Annotated in this window: 17 protein-coding genes; 8 read left to right on the top strand and 9 right to left on the bottom strand. The window is 55.9% G+C overall.

Annotation, left to right across the window (positions count from 1 at the left end):
- Window positions 1-15 precede the first annotated feature (15 nt).
- The 3 genes from ACTJJ1_RS05905 to ACTJJ1_RS05895 form a co-directional block, all read right to left on the bottom strand.
- On the bottom strand, window positions 16-939 hold the full coding sequence (locus ACTJJ1_RS05905) for a substrate-binding domain-containing protein (RefSeq protein ID WP_004944421.1): 924 nt from the start codon (window positions 937-939) through the stop codon (window positions 16-18).
- A gap of 93 nt (window positions 940-1,032) precedes the next feature.
- Window positions 1,033-1,812 carry a TIM barrel protein gene (locus ACTJJ1_RS05900; protein WP_004944418.1) on the bottom strand — a complete coding sequence of 260 codons (780 nt, stop codon included), beginning with the start codon at window positions 1,810-1,812 and terminating at the stop codon, window positions 1,033-1,035.
- Window positions 1,812-2,828, bottom strand: coding sequence for a Gfo/Idh/MocA family oxidoreductase (locus tag ACTJJ1_RS05895; RefSeq protein ID WP_004944415.1), 1,017 nt, complete (start codon window positions 2,826-2,828; stop codon window positions 1,812-1,814). The genes ACTJJ1_RS05900 and ACTJJ1_RS05895 overlap by 1 nt, the downstream gene beginning before the upstream one ends.
- 193 nt (window positions 2,829-3,021) lie before the next feature.
- Between ACTJJ1_RS05895 and ACTJJ1_RS05890 the strand changes: the two genes are divergently transcribed.
- Window positions 3,022-4,980 carry a sigma-54-dependent Fis family transcriptional regulator gene (locus ACTJJ1_RS05890; RefSeq protein ID WP_122288933.1) on the top strand — a complete coding sequence of 653 codons (1,959 nt, stop codon included), beginning with the start codon at window positions 3,022-3,024 and terminating at the stop codon, window positions 4,978-4,980.
- Between the two features lie 67 nt (window positions 4,981-5,047).
- Window positions 5,048-5,341, top strand: coding sequence for a SelT/SelW/SelH family protein (locus ACTJJ1_RS05885; RefSeq protein ID WP_020439026.1), 294 nt, complete (start codon window positions 5,048-5,050; stop codon window positions 5,339-5,341).
- On the opposite strand, the gene ACTJJ1_RS05880 is transcribed toward ACTJJ1_RS05885, so the two are convergent.
- The 3 genes from ACTJJ1_RS05880 to ACTJJ1_RS05870 all read right to left on the bottom strand — a co-directional run bounded on the left by ACTJJ1_RS05880 (window position 5,338) and on the right by ACTJJ1_RS05870 (window position 10,411).
- Complete coding sequence (locus tag ACTJJ1_RS05880; protein WP_004944404.1) at window positions 5,338-6,156, bottom strand: heme/hemin ABC transporter substrate-binding protein; 819 nt, start codon at window positions 6,154-6,156, stop codon at window positions 5,338-5,340. The two genes, ACTJJ1_RS05885 and ACTJJ1_RS05880, sit on opposite strands and share 4 nt — an antisense overlap.
- A 107-nt stretch (window positions 6,157-6,263) precedes the next feature.
- Window positions 6,264-8,621 (bottom strand): TonB-dependent receptor domain-containing protein, encoded by a 2,358-nt coding sequence (locus ACTJJ1_RS05875; RefSeq protein ID WP_409442605.1) that lies wholly within the window; start codon window positions 8,619-8,621, stop codon window positions 6,264-6,266.
- A 317-nt stretch (window positions 8,622-8,938) separates the two neighbouring features.
- On the bottom strand, window positions 8,939-10,411 hold the full coding sequence (locus ACTJJ1_RS05870) for a serralysin family metalloprotease (RefSeq protein WP_440833607.1): 1,473 nt from the start codon (window positions 10,409-10,411) through the stop codon (window positions 8,939-8,941).
- 309 nt (window positions 10,412-10,720) lie between these two features.
- Between ACTJJ1_RS05870 and ACTJJ1_RS05865 the strand changes: the two genes are divergently transcribed.
- From ACTJJ1_RS05865 to ACTJJ1_RS05850, 4 genes are all read left to right on the top strand, one after another.
- The gene (locus tag ACTJJ1_RS05865) at window positions 10,721-11,215 is read left to right on the top strand and encodes a TIGR00645 family protein (protein ID WP_006325224.1); all 495 of its coding nucleotides are present in this window, start codon (window positions 10,721-10,723) and stop codon (window positions 11,213-11,215) included.
- A gap of 268 nt (window positions 11,216-11,483) precedes the next feature.
- Complete coding sequence (fabZ, locus tag ACTJJ1_RS05860) at window positions 11,484-11,939, top strand: 3-hydroxyacyl-ACP dehydratase FabZ (RefSeq protein ID WP_004944391.1); 456 nt, start codon at window positions 11,484-11,486, stop codon at window positions 11,937-11,939.
- A 36-nt stretch (window positions 11,940-11,975) separates the two neighbouring features.
- On the top strand, window positions 11,976-12,764 hold the full coding sequence (locus ACTJJ1_RS05855; RefSeq protein ID WP_006325223.1) for a spermidine synthase: 789 nt from the start codon (window positions 11,976-11,978) through the stop codon (window positions 12,762-12,764).
- A gap of 162 nt (window positions 12,765-12,926) precedes the next feature.
- Window positions 12,927-13,121 carry a ribbon-helix-helix protein, CopG family gene (locus ACTJJ1_RS05850; protein ID WP_004944384.1) on the top strand — a complete coding sequence of 65 codons (195 nt, stop codon included), beginning with the start codon at window positions 12,927-12,929 and terminating at the stop codon, window positions 13,119-13,121.
- Window positions 13,122-13,175: 54 nt separating this feature from the next.
- Here ACTJJ1_RS05850 and ACTJJ1_RS05845 read toward each other — a convergent pair whose 3' ends face one another.
- The gene (locus tag ACTJJ1_RS05845; protein WP_440832753.1) at window positions 13,176-14,390 is read right to left on the bottom strand and encodes an MFS transporter; all 1,215 of its coding nucleotides are present in this window, start codon (window positions 14,388-14,390) and stop codon (window positions 13,176-13,178) included.
- 198 nt (window positions 14,391-14,588) lie between these two features.
- On the opposite strand from ACTJJ1_RS05845, the gene ACTJJ1_RS05840 reads away from it, so the two are divergent.
- Entirely contained in the window at window positions 14,589-15,206 is a 618-nt protein-coding gene (locus ACTJJ1_RS05840; RefSeq protein ID WP_440832751.1) for a TetR/AcrR family transcriptional regulator, read from the top strand.
- Between the two features lie 29 nt (window positions 15,207-15,235).
- Here the strand turns inward: ACTJJ1_RS05840 and ACTJJ1_RS05835 are convergent, their stop codons facing one another.
- Window positions 15,236-16,309, bottom strand: coding sequence for a LacI family DNA-binding transcriptional regulator (locus ACTJJ1_RS05835; protein ID WP_062790844.1), 1,074 nt, complete (start codon window positions 16,307-16,309; stop codon window positions 15,236-15,238).
- Window positions 16,310-16,576: 267 nt separating this feature from the next.
- Here ACTJJ1_RS05835 and ACTJJ1_RS05830 point away from each other — a divergent pair, with 267 nt between their 5' ends.
- Window positions 16,577-17,842, top strand: coding sequence for a maltoporin (locus tag ACTJJ1_RS05830; protein WP_004944374.1), 1,266 nt, complete (start codon window positions 16,577-16,579; stop codon window positions 17,840-17,842).
- Between the two features lie 140 nt (window positions 17,843-17,982).
- On the opposite strand, the gene ACTJJ1_RS05825 is transcribed toward ACTJJ1_RS05830, so the two are convergent.
- Window positions 17,983-18,303 carry a PTS transporter subunit EIIB gene (locus tag ACTJJ1_RS05825; RefSeq protein WP_004944371.1) on the bottom strand — a complete coding sequence of 107 codons (321 nt, stop codon included), beginning with the start codon at window positions 18,301-18,303 and terminating at the stop codon, window positions 17,983-17,985.
- Window positions 18,304-18,309 lie beyond the last annotated feature (6 nt).

Genomic DNA, 18,309 nt, shown 5'->3' with positions numbered 1-18,309 from the left:
CCGCAGAACCTGCGGCTATTGCTGATTGGCGGTCACAAACTCCGCCAGATTCTGCTGAGTGATGGTTTTATAAGGCACCCAGTTGTAAGCCTCGGTCTTTTGCTTTTCCAGCAGTGCCTTGGTGACCTGCACCGCCCCGGTGGCCTGTCCTTTGGCGTCCTGGAAAATGGTCAACACCATGCCCCCGTTTTTAATAAACTGCAGGCCGTCCGGCGTACCGTCAATGCCCGCCACCAGGATGCTTTTGTTTTTAGCCTGGTTCAACGCCATGATGGCGCCAATCGCCATTTCATCGTTATTGGCGGCGATAGCGTCGATCGGGCGGCCGTTCAGCAACCACCCGGATACCACATCCACCGCTTCATTGCGCTGCCATTTGGCGGTCTGCTTTTCCAGTACCTTCATGTCCTTATACTTGGCGATCACCTCTTCCACCGCGCGGGTGCGTTCACGCGCCTCTTCGTTGGACAGCGCCCCCATCAGGATCGCCACATTACCGCGATAATTCATCCGTTTCGCCAGCGCCTCCATTTGCAACTTGCCCCCCTCCGCCGAGTCCGATCCCACATACGCCATGGCATTACCCAGCTTAACTTCCGGTTTGCGGTTGACGAAAATCAGCGGGATGTTGGCGCGCTCGGCGGCATCCATCATCGGCTTCACGCCCTGGGTATCTACCGGGTTGAGGATAATGGCATCCACCCCCAGGTTGATAAAATCGTCCACCTGCTGCACTTGCAGCGCCACGTCGCCTTTGGCATCGACAAACTGGCCGTCCATGTTCAACTGCTTAAGCTCGCTCACCATTTGCGAGCGTAAAATGGACACGAAGTTGAGATCGAAATTGGCCAACGCGACGCCGACCTTATAGGTTTTCGCCTGGGCGCCAAAGGCCAGAAACAGACTAAGCAATATCAACGGCAAGCTTCTGATTTTCATGATGTCATCCTGTAGGTTGAGATAAATTTATTATTAAAATCAATGCATCACTCTTCATCCCGGGCAACAGACCACCGCCCGGGTTTATTGCGGTTATAAAGTGAAATGGTCGCGGAACTGTTGCAGCGCCGCGGTGCTGTCATCGGATGCCCATCCTTCCAATGCCACTACGCCCCGGTAGCCGATCTCGTCCAACGCACGGGCGATGGCCCGGTAGTTGATTTCACCGGTCCCCGGCTGTTGCCGCCCCGGTACGTCGGCCACCTGAATTTCGCCTATCGCCGGCCCGCAACGGCGAATAAGCTCGATGAGATTGCCTTCGCCGATTTGCGCGTGATAAAGGTCGAGGTTCATCTTCAATCCCGGGCTGTTGACCGCCTCAACCAAGGCCAGCGTGTCGCAGGCTTTGGCGAAGGGCGTGCCCGGGTGGTCCCGCGGCAGGTTGAGGTTTTCCAGCGTGAACACCTTGCCGGCGCGCTCCCCTTGCTGCGCCAGCTTGCCCAAGGTATCGGCCGCTTTCAGCCACATGGCACCGGTCACCACCTCCACCGGCTTTACCGGCAAGCCGTTGGGATCCAGGCCGGTGCCGTGCAGATTCAGGCTGGGGCAGTTCAACCGCTGCGCGATGGCGAGCGACTGTTCCGCCGTTTGCAACAGTTGGGCGATATCCTCGTCGTCGGTCAGGTTGCCGGCGAGATAACCGGTCATTGAAGTAAAACGTGCGCCGGTGCCAATCAACGCATCAAGATCTTTATTTTCCCAGTTCCAGATCTCGACGCCGAAGCCGAGCGCATGGATACGCGCTACGCGTTCGACAAACGGCAGATCGAGGAACACCATCTCGGCGCACACAGACAGCTGATATCCGGCCATTATTGTCTCCCCAGCGCGATCGGTTTGCCCTGCTTCACCGACTCGATACAGGCCAATGCAATCTCCAGCGCATTGCGGGCATCCTGTCCGGTCGCGCGCGGCGTTTCCCTCTGCTGGACACAGCGGGCGAATTCAGTCAGCTCCGCCACATAAGCGTCATGCAGCAGATCGGTATCCTGACGCGAGGTTTCGATGGCGATGCCGCCGGCGTGATACCGCACGCAGTTATTCAGGTTGATATTGCCCGCCTGCAACATCCCCTTGCTGCCAAATACCTCGCCGCGCACGTCATAGCCGTAAACCGCCTGGAAGTTGGCTTCTGCGGTGGCGATAGCGCCGTTATCGAAGCGGATAGTCACCACGGCGGTGTCCAGTAACCCTTTATCCTTGAAGTCCGGGCGCACCAGCGCATCCGCCAGCGCGTATACCTCAACCGGCCGGGCGCCCGGGTTGAAGTGCAACAGCGTGTCAAAATCGTGGATCAGCGTTTCCAAAAAAATGGTCCAGGCGGGGATCGGCGCGGGATCGCGCAACTGCGGATCGCGGGTTACCGACCGGGAAAGCTGGGTAACGCCATTCTCCCCCTCCTTCACGGCGGCAATGGCGGCGGCAAAGCCGCTGACAAAGCGGCGATTAAACCCCACTTGCAGCACGACACCCGCCTGTTTGGCGGCGGCGATGGCCCGATCCGCCTCGTCCAGCGTGATGGCCATCGGTTTTTCGCAGAACACATGCTTACCGGCCCGGGCGGCGGCAATCACCCATTCCGCATGGGTGCGCGCCGGGGAAGCAATGACTACCGCATCGATTTCGCTGTCATCCAGCATGCTTTGCAAATCGCTAAAGGCGCTGACGCCCAGCCTGTCTGCCAGGCGCTGCGCTGCACCCGGCAGCGGATCGGCCACGGCGGCCAAAACGGCGCCCGGCACGCGCCGCGCCAATGACTCCGCATGGAAAGTGCCCATTCTGCCGGCACCGATCAGGCCAACGCGCAAGTTGTGAGGTGAATGACTCATAGTGATTCCTTATGTGAGTTAACGCCCTTGTCGGGCTACGGAGTTCACTGTGTATTGCAAAGGGGATGCCAGCTCGAAAAGGGAGGAATTTGTGAGGGGATGCACAGATAACCGCAACAGAGTGACAACTAAATTGACATGTCAATTTCACATGACAATAAAATGAACATTACATTCCAAACTGGAAAGCCGCATGCACACTGCCGCCGGACTGATGCCGATCAAAGACGAGAGCGACCCGATTTTCAGCCTCCCGGGAGGCCCGGAGGCCAGTGAATGGGATAGCCTGTTTTGGCAAGGCTGGCAGGTTTTTAATGAAGGCGGGCAACCCGGCTGGATCCGCAAGTCGATCCTGCAATCCTGGCAACGTTCGCGCGAAAACGGCATCGACCCCGAGGAGTTTGTCTATCACTCGCCGCCCGCGGACCGGTTGCAGATGATTCTGGCGCAAAACAGCGAGCTGATTAAAGTGGCGCACGGCATCATGGAAAACTTGCTGGCCTACAACCCTGACGGCCACATCAACCTGACCGACGCCAACGGCGTCACCCTCCATTACTGCGGCGCGGATTTGACGCCGGTCGGCAGCATTCTGCGCGAGGACGTTCAGGGCACCAACTGCACCGCGCGCTGCCTGCGGGAACAGCGTCTGGTGTATGTGCTAAGCGGTGAAAACTGGAAAATGGGCCTGCGTCAGCGCCATCGCCAATGTGCGGCGGCGCCGGTGCGTAACGCTGAAGGCGTGATGATCGGCGTGCTGACGCTCACCGCCACGCCGGATAACTTCAACGCCCACACCCTGGGCACCGTGCAGGCGGCTGCGGAGGCCGTCGGCCAACAGTTGCAGTTACGTCTGCTGCTGGCGGAACAACAGTCCATTCTGGAAACGCTGAATGAAGGCGTTATTGTCTGCGATCGCCACGGCAGGCTGAAAACCGTCAACCGTTATGCACGCCAGATTTTTGACGGGCTGGAACCAAACGACCTGAACCTCGACGAGTTGCTGCGCCCACAGTCCGGCTCGCTGCTGACCATGCCGTTTTGCAACGATCGTGAAATGGTTTTTATGCCCGAAGGCAAAGCGGCCCTCTCCTGCGTGATTTCGCTGATGCCCGCGCCGGATGACGGCCGGGTGCTCTCCCTGCGCGAGAACCAGCGCATTCGCGCCATCACCCGCCGCGTGATGGGGGTCAGCGCCAGCTATACCTTTGACATGATATACGGCCATTCCAGCCGCATACGGGAAGCCATCGCCAAGGCGCGTACCAGTAGCCGCAGCGACAGCACCGTTCTGCTGACCGGCGAGAGCGGAACCGGCAAAGAGCTGTTCGCTCAGGCGATCCACAACGGCAGCGCACGCAGCAATGAACCCTTCGTTGCCGTTAACTGCGGCGCCTTGCCGCGCGATCTGGTGCAGAGCGAGCTTTTCGGTTACGTGGATGGCGCCTTTACCGGCTCGCGCCGGGGCGGTTCCGCCGGGAAATTTGAGCTGGCGGATGGCGGCACTCTGCTGCTCGATGAGATCGGCGAAATGCCGCTGGATGCGCAAACCAGTCTGCTGCGCGTGCTGCAGGAGAGTGAAGTGCTGCGGATCGGTGCCACGCACCCGGTGAAGGTCAACGTGCGCATCGTGGCGGCCACCAATTGCGATCTGGCCCAGGCGGTGGAGAATGGCGCTTTCCGGCGCGATCTGTATTACCGCCTGAACGTCATCTCCCTCTCGGTTCCGCCGCTGCGCGAACGACGGGAAGATATCGCCGGGCTGGTTAACGGCTTTGTGCACAAACTCTGTACGCGCATGAAAAAAATCCCGCCGCAGGTGTCACCGCAGGCGATGGCCTGCCTTAGCGCCTGGCGTTGGCCGGGCAACGTACGCGAACTGGAAAACCTGGTGGAACGAATGGTGAACCTGTGCGAAGGGCTGCAGATCGACGTGGGCGACCTGCCGGAGGAAATCACTCGTGATCTCACTGAGCCTGACGCAGCACCTTCCGCCAGGCTGGAAGATAACGAACGTACCCATATCATGCAGGTCATTGGATCCAGTGGCGGCAATCTGCGGCAGGCCGCACGGCTGCTCGGGCTATCGCGCACCACGCTGTACAATAAAATCAATAAATGGCAGATCGATTTGACCCTGCTGCGCCCCTGATCGGCCGGCTTGACAGGGCTGCGGCGGCATCCGATGATGAGGAAATCTTACCGCCCAGGCCTGCTCAATGAAAACGTCCCCCGTCGTCACCCTTCACTATTGTTCGCAATGCAACTGGCTGTTGCGCGCCGCGTGGATGGCGCAAGAATTGCTCCATACCTTCGGCACCGATTTGGCCGCCGTGACGCTGGTTCCCGGCACCGGCGGCATTTATGAGGTCACCGTGGATGGCTTCGTCATCTGGGATCGCAAAACCGAAGGCGGCTTCCCCGACGCGGCCGCGCTCAAACAGCGTTTGCGCGATCGATGCTTCCCTGAGCGGCCATTAGGCCACGTGGATAACAAAGGCGTTAAAAGTTAAGGCGCGACGGCCTCGGCCGCCTGACGCAATTGCCCTATGGCCGTCGGCATATCCAGGCCAAAACTCAGCAAGGCGTTGTCATCAATCACCAGCAACTGCCGCTGCTTGCCCGCGGGGGTAAACGCCAACCCCGGCAATGCCCAGAGATTCGCTTCTCCGCCCATCCGTTGCAGGCTGGCCTTGCCTATTACCAGCAACTGAGGTGCGGCGGCTACCAGCCCTTCCTGAGTCAGCGGCTGATAACGCGTCACGCCAGCCAGGGCGTTGTCCAACCCGGCGCTGCGAATGGCGCCCTCTGCTGCGGTGCCGTTACCTGCCCCCATTGCCGCTATGCCAGTATGCGCCATGATAAACAGCACTCTGACCGGCAATCGATGAGTCGGTACGGCGGCGATCTGACGATCCAGTTTGGCCTGCAGGGTTTTCCCCTCTTTTTCTCGCCCCAAGGTGGCGGCAATGACGGCGATCTTTTCGTCGATCGCGCCAAGCTCGGGTTTACCCGTCACCATCACGACTTTCACCCCAGCCTGTTCGACCTGCTGCAACGCCAAAGAGGGTTGCGCCAGTTCGCTGGCGATCACCAACGAGGGCTTCAGCGCCAGGATCCCCTCGGCGTTGAGCTGGCGCATATAACCGACATTCGGCAATGCTGTGGCTTGCGGCGGCTGCTGACTGGTGCTGTCGCGCGCGACCAACGTTTGCCCAGCGCCGAGAGCATAAATAATTTCCGTGACGTCTCCGCCAATCGCGATCACACGTTCACCGGCAAATACCGAAAACGGCAGCGCCAGTAATCCGATAACCCATGATTTCATCCGAAGTCTCCTTTAAGCGCGGAATGGCCGGCCTCATTAAAACGCGACAGCCGCCTTTCATTGACGAAAGGCGGCATAAACGCTAGCGGTTGATCAAAATGCGGTAGTTAGAAATCCACGTTAACGCCAAGCTGGAAGGTTCTTCCCGGCATGACGGCCAACGCATTGTCGTAGGCATCCTGACGGGTTGAGTCCGTGAGTTCACGGCTGCTCAGGTAATCGCGGTATTTCCTGTCGGTGATGTTATACACGCCGCCGCTCAGTTTCACATTGCGGGCAACCTGCCAATAAGCGGACATATCCACCAGGCCGTAACCCGGCACGCGCAGATATTCCGTGGTGGCGTCGGTGAGCGTACTGCCGCTGGCGTTGTTGTAGCTTTCACGGTTGGTCGCCGTCGCCTGTTTGCCTTTGACGAAGGTTGCCGTTACCGCCGCACCGTAGCGTTTCGCCGGATCGTCCCACGCCACGCCCACGATGGCTTTCATTGGCGCTACGCTGTCGATATCGACATATTTATCGCCGGAATAGCTGGACTTGGATTTGCCTTGGTTATATCCCAGCGCAAAATTCGCGCTCAGCCCATTCACCTGCTCAAACCAGGTGCCAAAATTCACCCTGGTGCTGATTTCAGCGCCGTAGATATAGGCTTTATCACGGTTTTCCGCTTGATAAATGGTGTAGATATTGGAAGGCACATTAGCGAACTTGTCCGGGCTGCTGGCCCGTTGATAACGGGTATATGCAATGAAGTTTTTATAGGTGTTGTAGAACAGCGACGTGCGCATTGTCACCCCGTCCACGACGTCTCCCTTCATGCCCCATTCCAGATTGTTGCTGGTCTCGGTGTTCAGATCGGCGTTGCCGATCAACGCATACTGCGCCGTGCCCGCATAGCTGGAGCCGAGATTCCATGAGCCGTACAGCTGGCTGGCGTTCGGGAACTGTGCGCCACGCTTGTACTGCAGGTAGGTCATCAGCGCCGGCGTAATATCGTACTCGACGCTGAGAGACGGCAATATCTGGGTGTCGGTGTTGCTTTTGCCGTATAACGTTTCCAGCTCGGACTCCGTCAACACCGTGCTGCCGGTGGTCAGGCTGGTCAGGTTCTGCGGCTTGGTGCTTTGGTGAGCCACGCGCACGCCCGGCACCACGGCAAAACCGTGCCCGTCGAGATCAAATTGGATCTTGTCCTGCACAAAACCGCCCAACGCGTAGCTGCGGCTGTCTGATTCCGGTTGCATGATGGCCGTGAACGCGCTGGGGGCCGGCTCTTCACGGAATGGCCGCTCGGTCTCGGTTAACCTCGCGTTTAACCCTCCGCTCAACGCATGGCGCCCCAGCGTTTTGGTTATCAGCGTTTCAAAGCCGTAGGTATTGACGTTGTAGTCGGAGTAAACCCGCTCCATGCTGCCGGTACTGGTGGGCATGTAAGTGTTGTCATGCGCCTGGGTCTGTTGGTAATAGGCTTTTGATGTCAGGGTATCGACGAAATCATTGTACGGTGTCCATTCGTCTTTCACGCTCACTCCCCAACGGCGCGTATTGCTCTGCTGTTGGGCGGTACCCAGGATGGCGCTGCCGGCCGAGTTCCAACTGTCGTAATGGGTGTGGTTGACTTTATCGTAGTAATCCACCGTGCCGGTGAGTTTGTGTTCGTCATTTGGCTGCCAGATACCGGACGCCATCAGCGCATTGGAATGCCAGTTGGCCGGGTAAGCCTGGTAAGTGCCACTGTTGTTGCGCGTTTCCTGGCCGTCGCGGCGGCTATAAACGAAAACCCCGCGAAGTTGGTCATCGCCCGCAGCTGCGGTAATGCCGTTGTGCCAACTGCGGTTGGACGAGTCGTAATCGCTCTGGTAACCAAAGTAAGTCTGTTTGGACGGCGACAGGTACTGATCTGCCGACTTCGGCGAAAACGAAACAGCGCCGCCGATAGACGTATTGCTACGTTCAATCGAGGTCGCTCCCGACTCGATCTCCACCTGGCCGTACATGTAAGGGTCAATATAGTCCCTGCCGATGCCAAAGGTGTTAAGGCCGGCTCGGCTGACATAGCTGCGCCCGGTGGCGTCTGGCTGCGGAATGCCGTCGACATCCAGGCCGACGCGATTGCTCTCCAGGCCGCGAATGTTATACCCGGTGTAGCCGCTGCGATCGAAACCGCTTTTGCCCGAGGACGATCCCCCACTGACGCCCGTGGCGCTAATCAGCGGTTCATAACGCATGATCGAACCGAAATCATTTCCCCCTTTTTTCTGCATGTCTTGCGCGCTGATCGTGGTTATTGTCCCGGCCTTTTTCTCAATCACGGGCGCGACAACCGTTATTTCCTCTTCATTTTGCGTGGTCTTTTCTAATGGCGTTTTATTTATTTCAGCATTAGCGTTAAGGGAACTGCCGATCAACGTCCCCCATAGGATGGAATGCCCGATAATTCCCTGGTAATTAAAAGTTTTGCACATGTATTAACCCTGCAATAATTATTGGTATTTGCTCGCAGTTGCTTCGCCCCGGTAATTAATCGGGATCAAGGGTATTAACGAAAATTAACAATTTTATAAGAATGGTCTTTCTGCGTAGACTTAATAAAAGCATGTTAATGATAATGCTTATCATAAGCAATATCATTAAAACCCTATTATTTGCATTGGTGAGAGATTTCCTAACCGCTTACGAAATCCTTACAAAGCGGTTCAGGCAGTCAGTGTGCGAAAGGATCGTCATAAGGGGAGCGAATAAAACCATAAGAGAACGGTGGGCATAACCCACCGCATGAGGCTTAAACAATAAAGTCCGTGGCGGCATTCGCCTGTCCGACGATTTGCACCAGGAAGTCCGGCCCGGCATTGCCATGGATATTCAGGGCTAACTCGCTCAAATGAGTTTGCGCGTTGTAAGACAACAATGCCTCTCCCGCCTGGCCGCTGAGGTTCTCAACGAAATGAATAAAGTCGTTGCCTTTATCGCCATGGTTAAAGAAGGAAAGATCGATTTTGTCGATACCGGTCTCAAAGTCCAGGATCTTGTCAGGCGATGTATAAGGTGAATCACTCACGGCGGCGAAAACGAAAATATCCTTTCCGCTGCCCCCTGAGAGTTGATCTTGCCCACCTCCACCATAAATAACGTCATTACCGGCGCCGCCCTTGATAATATTGGCGGCGTTATTGCCGACAATCACATCATTGCCCGAACCGCCGATGGCATTTTCAATGGTGACGCCCGCCGCGATGGAAATATTGCCCTTCAAACCGCCGACATCGGAAAACGATCCGGCGGTCAGGTTGATGCACTGATCCTGAGAATAACCCGAGAAATCAAGCGTATCCTTGCCGCCCCCATCCCATACCGAGAAAACCAGCTTCTGGCTGCTGTCATTCGCCGTATAGAAGTCTCTGCCGGTATTCGAATGGAATCCATAAACGCTATCCCCGGCGCGGGTGCTGGTATTGGCGCCATACAGATACTGAATCGCGGCGATATCGTCAACCAGCGGCGCAGCGGCATAATGGCCGCCGTTATCGCCGCCGGTGTAGGATTCATTCCAATAGCTCATCACGCTGAATTGGCGAGTGTCTTCGGCATAGGTTGGAACTGACTTGTAGGTGGCTCCATCACCGGCATTATAATCGCCGGGGTGATCCAACCCCAGAGTATGCCCAATTTCGTGGGTGAACGTCAGCCGGCCATAGTTGCCTAAATCAGGGTGCAGGTTGGCGTAAACGCCGTCTCCGGTATCGGCGACATCATAATTGACGTTATACCAACTCTGCCCTGCGACATGCTGTCCGCTGTAGTCGTTGCCTGCTTGCGTAAAGGGCTTAATCGCATAAGCCTGGCCCGCCCCTTCGTAATTGCCGAAGGTAATATCGGATTTATGGCCTGGGGCCACCTCGACAAAGGTAATGTTCGCCACGTCCGCCCAGGATTGCAGCGAAAGCTTGGCCTGCGCCTGTTGCTCGGCAGTAAACGCGCTCAAGCCTGTCTCGCGGTCATCTGCTCTGAAAAAGACGGAATTTAAATTAGTCTGATTATAATCCCAATCAGGGAAGGAATAGGTGACCGTCGCGCCCTGGCCGGTAATATGCACACCATTCCAGGTCTGCTCACTGCGGGCTATTTGCTGGCCTGCCTCCCCCACATCAAAAGAAGGCTTATTATTGACGTTTAAACCATTACCTCTGTGGTGCTCATTCAGTAAATCATTAACGCTATCCCAACCGCTTGCTTTTCCATTCAGGGAAGTTTCCATGACGTTCTCCAATAGGTAGATTTATTTCCGACATATATAATTCAATTTCGATATAAAACACCGATTAAACTCTTCACTACAGCATTTAAATGCTAGTACGATTTGTGGATAGCTCAATATATAGTGCGAAAATAACCAAAAATGGACGATAACCCCATAGAAAACGCACTGAGTGAAAGGGAATTACCCGTCATAAAATGCCCTGCCTTCCTGGAAGGAACTCATCCCCGTACAGGGTGCCGCGCTTGCCTTCTGCCGGGCGTCCTGAGCTATACTGTGCGCCTCTTTTGGTAACAAACTCAGATGACTATGGAACGCTTTATAGAAAACGCTATGTATGCCTCGCGCTGGCTGCTGGCACCGGTTTACTTTGGCTTGTCGCTGGCGCTGGTGGCGCTGTCGATCAAATTCTTCCAGGAGATAGTGCATGTTCTGCCGAACATCTTCTCCATAACCGAAGGGGATCTGGTGCTCACCCTGCTTTCGCTGATCGACATGGCGCTGGTGGGTGGCCTGTTGGTCATGGTGATGTTCTCGGGCTATGAAAACTTTGTTTCGCAATTGGATATCAGCGAACATAAAGAAAAGTTGAGCTGGCTGGGGAAAATGGACGCCACCTCTCTGAAGAGCAAGGTAGCCGCATCCATTGTCGCTATCTCTTCCATTCACCTGTTGCGGGTGTTTATGGATGCCAAGAACGTGCCGGACAATAAGCTGATGTGGTATGTGATTATTCACCTCACCTTCGTGCTTTCCGCTTTCCTGATGGGCTACCTCGATAAAATAACGCGTGAGAAGCGCTGATTAACCGTTCTGGCCGTCATCACTCTGATGGCGGCTAATCTTCTCCTCCATTAAAAATGATTATCCATCAATCTGTTGGATGCCAATTCCAATCGTCAACTTTAGGTTACGTTGTCACAAAGTAACGTTTAATGCCCGACCTGGCGATTTTCAGTTAGTGTATATGATGATAATAACATTATAATGCTATTACATTCCCGCCGGGCGCATAAGCCACCAAGCCACCGCTGGCCGAGCTTCGTCCCGCTGACAGGATCCAAAATCAATCATGCCGCTGAATGGAAATCCACTACAGTACCAGGATGTTCAATCTATCCTGCCACACCGGTTCCCCTGTCTGCTGGTCGACCGCATTCTGCCCGCCGGCACGTCGATTTCTGAAGGGCGCTTGAGCGCCATCAAAAACATTACCGCCAATGAACCGACCTTTTGGACCGGCCACCACCAGACCACCGTATTCCCCGGCATCCTGATGGTGGAAGCCTTGGCGCAGAGCACCGGCCTGCTGGCCCACTACTTTCTCGGCCCGCTTTCAGAAGGCGAGCATTATTACTTTGCGTCTATTCAACGCGCCCGTTTCTACCGCTCGGCCCAACCCGGCGACCAATTGCGCATGGACGTCGCCTTTGTCCGGCAACGATCCGGCATTGCCCGTTTTTCCGGGATGGCGACGGTCAATGGCCGCCGCATCTGTACGGCCGAATTTATGTGCGCCCGTAAATAAGCCCCCGTTTTCTAAAGGAGCCAAAGCGAAGCTACCATGTCTATTGTTGATAAGTTGCTAAATAGCCTTGATTTTTCTCCCCGTGGACAGGTAATCGCCCGGGAGGAAGACCATTGCGGTGAAATTATCGTTTCTGACCACAAAGACTATCGTACCCTGCGTTTCGACGGCATTTGCGAGCAGAGCAAAATGTGCATCAGTGCGCCGCAGGTGCCGGTGCACAACTACATAAAAACCATGCTGATGGCGGTGGCCTGGCAGCCGCCTTCGGCTGCGCTGATCCTCGGTCTTGGGGGCGGCAGCCTGGTGCGGGCATTGCATGCCTATGATCCCAACATGCTGCTGGACGTGGTGGAACTGCGCCCGGCGGTGGTGTCTGTCGCCCGCCGTTATTTCACCCTGCCCGCCGATGAAACGGTCACCTTGCACACCGCCGATGCCGCCGATTTTTTACAGGCTCCCGCCACTCGACAATATGATCTGATATTTTCCGATCTTTACAGCGCCTTCGCGATGGACCCGCAACAGGGCACGCGAAATTTTCTGGAGCAATGCGCCGGTCGCCTTTCGCCTCAGGGTTGGTTGGTGCTGAATTATCATGAGGTGCCCGATGACAGCACGCTGCTGTATCACAGCTTGCACTGCGCGTTTAAAACCGTTCTTTACTGCGTGGCACCCAGCGGCAACGTCATTATTTACGCTACACCGGTTCATGTTGAGACGCCGCTCAGCCTGCTGCGCCGCCTTTCCGCCGCCGTCGGCCCGACCTTTGGCTGTGATTTAGGTTTTCTGTCGCGCAAAATTGAGCGGCTGTATTTTAACTGAAAAGCTGCGCCTATCCGTGCTACAGGTGAGGAGCATGCAGAGCACCTGTCTCAGGCTTGGGGTGTAGCGGCATTAAACACAGTTATTTAGAAGATGCGGGTCGGATAGCCGATTACCCAGCATGCCATTATCATTTGATTATCATCCTCTGGAGGAATCCTCATGGAAAAGAAAACGGCACGACTGACGATACTCATCGATCCGGATAAGAAAAAAGCCCTTGAAGAGCTGTGCCTGCAACAGGACGTCACCCCGTCTCAGGTGATCCGGCAACTGATACGGGACTACTTGCACAAACATCAGGTGGAATACCCCAGTCAACCGACCCATTCCAATCCCCGGGTAGATAACACCTGACCCGAGGATTGACGCCGGATGGCGCACGGAATGCGCCATCTGCAACCGCCGGATTCAGCCCTGGCGTCTTCCCGCAGAGAACCCGTGCCGTTTAGCCGCAGCCGCGACGGCCAGTGCGCCCAATAAAAGCGCAAATACAGCCCAGGGGAAAGACGCCGGGCCATACCGATCAAGCAAGATCCCGCCGAAAATGCCGCCACCGGCGATAGCGCTGTTCCAGGTGACCACGTTCATGGCCAGCGCCGCATCCGCACCTTTACCGGCTGCATCCGCCAGAGCGGTCTGCAATAACGTCGCCGCCCCGCCGAAACTCAACCCCCATAGCACCATGCCGACATAGATCACCCCCGCATTCTGGAGCCCCATGCCCAACAACACGCTGGTGGCGGCAAAGAGCGCGAGGCTGGCCAGCACCGCAATTCTCAGGTGGCGATCAACCACCCGACCGGTGATCCCGATCCCCACCAGTGCCGCCAACCCGAAAACAAGCAACACCGCATCAACCCGGTCACCAAGGCCAGCCGGTGTAACAAAAGGCGCAACGTAGGTATAAAGGATGTTATGAGCGAACATCCACAGCAGCACCACGCCCAGTACCGATCTGACGCCAGGGGTCATCAACACCCTGTACAGCGGCATCCGTTTTGCTCCCGTCTGCCCTGGATAATCGGGCACCTTTGCCAGCACCCAGACGATTAACGCCAACGTCAACAGCGACATAACGCCAAAGGCTGCACGCCAGCCGACCACAGATCCAAGCCAGGTTCCGAGCGGCACGCCCAGCGACAGCGCTACCGGTGCGCCCACCATCGCCACCGCCATCGCCTTGCCCTGAAGATGAGGCGCCACCATCCGACGCGCATAACCGGCGAGCAGGCTCCAGGCCAGCCCCGCCGCCGCTCCGGCAAAAAAGCGCGCGGTCAGCGTGACCGCAAAGCTAGCCGACATGGCGGTGATCGAGTTAAAAATAAAAAAGCCCGCAATGGTCAACAGCAAAACGTTACGCCGCCGCCAACGCTGCGTGGCAAGCGTCAACGGAATGGCGGCCAATACCGAACCCAACGCATAGGCGGTGATCATCTGCCCGGCAAGCGATGGCGACACCTGCAAGCCAGGGGCGATCTGGGTCAGCAAACCGGCGGGAAGGGTTTCGGTAGCAATACAAATAAACCCCGTCATGGCCAGTGCCAGCAAGGCGGCTATCGGCAAACGTGGTGCCTCTTCAGGCATCACCCCGGCATTACTGCAGTTGATATTTGTTTGGCTCACAGTTCATCCATTTATGTATCGATCGGTATAAATATGGGCGACAGCGATCTGCGCCAGTTTTAGCCGGCTGCATCTCGGTCGCTACGTCACTTGAATTGATTTATGTATCGAGTGGTATAATAATGCTAAGGGGGTATCATCTGAGTGTCAATGATATTTATACCGATCAGTATATAACTTATAAACATGGAGACGACCATGGCACAAATGGGCCGTCCTCGCCGGTTCGACCGCGACGAGGCCGTTCAGCAGGCATTGCATCTGTTTTGGCAACATGGGTATGAGGCCACTTCTCTGGCTCAACTTAAAGCGCAGATTGGCGGCGGCATTACCGCCCCCAGTTTTTATGCCGCCTTTGGTTCGAAAGAAGCGCTGTTCAGAGAAGCGGTAGCCTGCTACCTCAACAGCTATGGGCGGGTCAACGATGCGCTCTGGGATGACTCCCTGCCCCCCAGAGTAGCGATTGAAACCTCGCTGCGCCGCTCGGTGAAGATGCAGTGTGAGGATCAACATCCCAAAGGGTGCATGGTCGCATTGGGCGTAATGTCGGGCGGTACGGAGGAGCATTCAGCGGTGCTGAAACCGCTTGCCGATTCGCGCCGACGCACGCTGAACGGTTTTATTCACTGCGTCAAAAGAGGCATTGCCGGCGGCGAACTGGCCAGGGATACCGACGCTGCCGCCATCGCCGCGTTGTTCGACAGCTTCCTGCTGGGCGTTTCGACGTTGGCACGCGACGGCGTCAGTCACTCGGTGCTCGATAGCGCCGTCACGGCCTTGCTGGCGGTTTGGGACGCAAACGCCGGAGTCGGATAATACCGATGTCGAACAGCGCCGGAGCGCGATCACTGCTCCAGGCGTTGCGCCAACAGGCGCAGCTGTTCGGCAATCTGCTTCAAATCCTTGTCATTATGCTCGCGCGGCCCGGTGGAATTGCGGATCACCAGCTTTGCCGACAGAATCGATGACGCACGCGACAGCTCGCTCTCGCTGGTGTTGAGCACCTTCCTGACCGCTTCCTTGCCCTGCAAATCCAGATCCAGCGAGACGGTGGTCAGCGCCGGATAGAAGAAGGCGCTTTCGTAAGCATCGTCATAGCCAATCACCGACTTTTGCCCCGGTATCGGCAGCTGGTTCTGATGGAAAGCGCTTAGCAGCCCGAGCGCCATTTGGTCATTCCCCACCAACACCGCCGAGAAATGCGGGGTCTCGCGCAGCATCTGCAATGCGCCGGCGTAACCGCTTTGCGCGTCCCAGTTGCCGTGCAGCACCGTGACCGGCGTCAGGCCATAATCCTGCAGCGCATCCTGCCAGTTCTTCAGCCGCAAATTGGCCGAAATGGAGTATTGCGGCCCAGCCAGCAAGGCAAAGTCACGGTGCCCCAGCTCGTAAAGGTACTTGACGCTGGCGCGGGTGCCGTCCGCCGGGTTGAAAGAAACGTTAAACACTGAACTGTAAGGGTCAACGTCGAGGAACAGGCAGGTAATGTCATCGTTGTCCGCGGCGATTTTTTCCGCCACCGCCGTCTCCAGCGGTACGTTGATGATGACCTTTTCTACCCGCTGCGACTTGAGATCGTTGATCGAGTCCTGAATGCCATGATTGACGTTCTCATCAATCATTGAAATCAGCACCTGATAGCCTTCCGCATTGGCGTAACGTTTTACCGCCGCCGCCACTTGCGAAGGCGCATGCAGAGCCAGGGAGACGGTGACCAGCCCCAACGTTCGGCTCTGTTTGCCCACCAACTGCTGCGCCAGGCGATTGGGCACATACCTGAGGAGCTCAATAGATTGTTCAACCTTGCGGCGCGTGGTTTCAGAGACATTGGCTGACTTGTTCAACACGCGTGAAACCGTCTGGTAAGACACGCCGGCATGGCGGGCAACATCCTCTAACGTGGTGTTTTTCGACTTCATAATCCGTTCCCTGTGATTGCTCTGAACTGATTGTAACAGGCCCCCTCCTCACCGCATAGTTACCCCGATCACATCCATCAAATTTCCAAAAAAGTTATTCGTTCACATATCAAACCTTAGTGATCTCTCTCACTAACCGTTACAAATCCCGCTGTTTTATTTGCACTAAATCACAATAAATCAATAACACGATTGTTTGTTGTCATGATTAGCCATTCTATTGCTGCGTGGATGTGAACGTAATACAAAAAACATAATGAGGCATACATGAAAACAAGACTACGCACATTGTCTGTCGCCTTGGCGATGGCGCTTTCCTCACCGGTCGCCTTTGCCGCCGAAACCCCAGGGATCGATTTCCATGGTTATCTGCGCTCCGGGGTCGGGGTATCCCAGGATGGTGGGTTAGAAGAATGGCAGAAGAACAAAATTGGCCGTCTGGGCAACGAATCCGATACCTACGGAGAGATCGAACTGGGCAGCGAAGTTTACAAAAAGAACGACGTCAGCTTCTATCTCGACACTATGGTCAGCATGGTGTCGGACGGCTCCAACGACAATGAAACCACGCTGGGGGATGACGCGCAATTCGGTCTGCGTCAGCTTAATCTGCAAATCAAAGGGCTGATCCCGGGCGACCCGAACGCGGTGATCTGGGGCGGCAAGCGCTACTATCAGCGGCATGACCTGCACATCATCGATACCAAATACTGGAACATCTCGGGTGCCGGTGCCGGCGTGGAAAACCTCTCCTTCGGGCCGGGCGCCATCTCCGTCGCCTGGATCCGCGGTGACGGCAACGACGTGGACTACCGCGTCGACAACGATAACGACCTCAACATCAACTATCTCGACCTGCGCTATGCCGGCTGGAAGCCGTGGACCGGCGCCTGGACCGAGTTTGGTATCGATTATGCGATGCCGAACCCGACCAACAAGCAAAAAGAGTACGGCGGCCTGTACGATGCGGAAAACGGCGTGATGCTGACCGGCGAGATCAGTCAGGACATGCTGGGTGGCTATAACAAAATGGTGTTGCAATACGCCACCAAGGGCCTGGCGCAGAACATGGTGTCCCAGGGCGGCGGTTGGTATGACGTTTGGAACAACACCCGCGATGCCACCGGTTACCGGGTGATCAATACCGGGCTGATCCCGATTACCGATAAGTTCTCCCTCAACCACGTGTTGACCTGGGGTTCCGCCAGCGATATCAGCGATGCGATCGACAAGAGTAACCTGATCTCTCTGGTGGGCCGGGCACAGTACCAGTTCACGCAGTACGTGCGCGGCATTGGCGAAGCCGGCGCTTTCTACCAGAAAGATGACCACAAAGACGGCAGCCATTACAAGCAAGGCGGCGAGAAGTACACGTTGGCGCTGGGGTTGGCGGATGGACCGGAATTCATGTCCCGTCCTGAATTGCGCGTATACGCCTCCTATCTCAACGATTCAGAGCAAGGCAATTCATTCAAGGACGGCACCGCCAGCAATACCTGGAACTTTGGCGTGCAGGTTGAAGCCTGGTGGTAAAGGCATAACTCAGGGTAAATAACGGCTCTTGGTTTATTGGCAGTAGCTTAATTCTCTCATCATTATCTTCTGTGTCTTTGACGATGCTCTCCGGTTGCGGTCGTCCATTGGTAACCCCCTTGGGGGTTACCAATTATTTTTTATTCCTGATGATTAACCGAAAAACGCTCCGCCAGTAATTTACGCAAATTATCTGACTGCTTGCCAAATATCGCATGCACCTCCTGACCAATAATAATCACCCCCAGCGCTCCCGACTGTTGCAATCCTTCCGTATCGACTTTGGCTAAATCCGTCACCGTTACACGCAAGCGAGTAATACAGGCATCGACATGCTGGATATTTTCTCGGCCGCCCAAATGCCGCATCAGCGTTTCTAAAAACGGCATGTCGACGTTATTATCTTCCACCGGCGATTTCGGGTGAGAGAAATAATGCGTAAAGGCTTTTAAACTGACCATGGTTAT

Source organism: Serratia sp. 22264, assembly GCF_052045345.1.
GTDB lineage: Bacteria > Pseudomonadota > Gammaproteobacteria > Enterobacterales > Enterobacteriaceae > Serratia > Serratia plymuthica.
The sequence above is the reverse complement of the archived record's forward strand: the minus strand, read 5'-3'. Positions and strand labels throughout refer to the sequence as shown.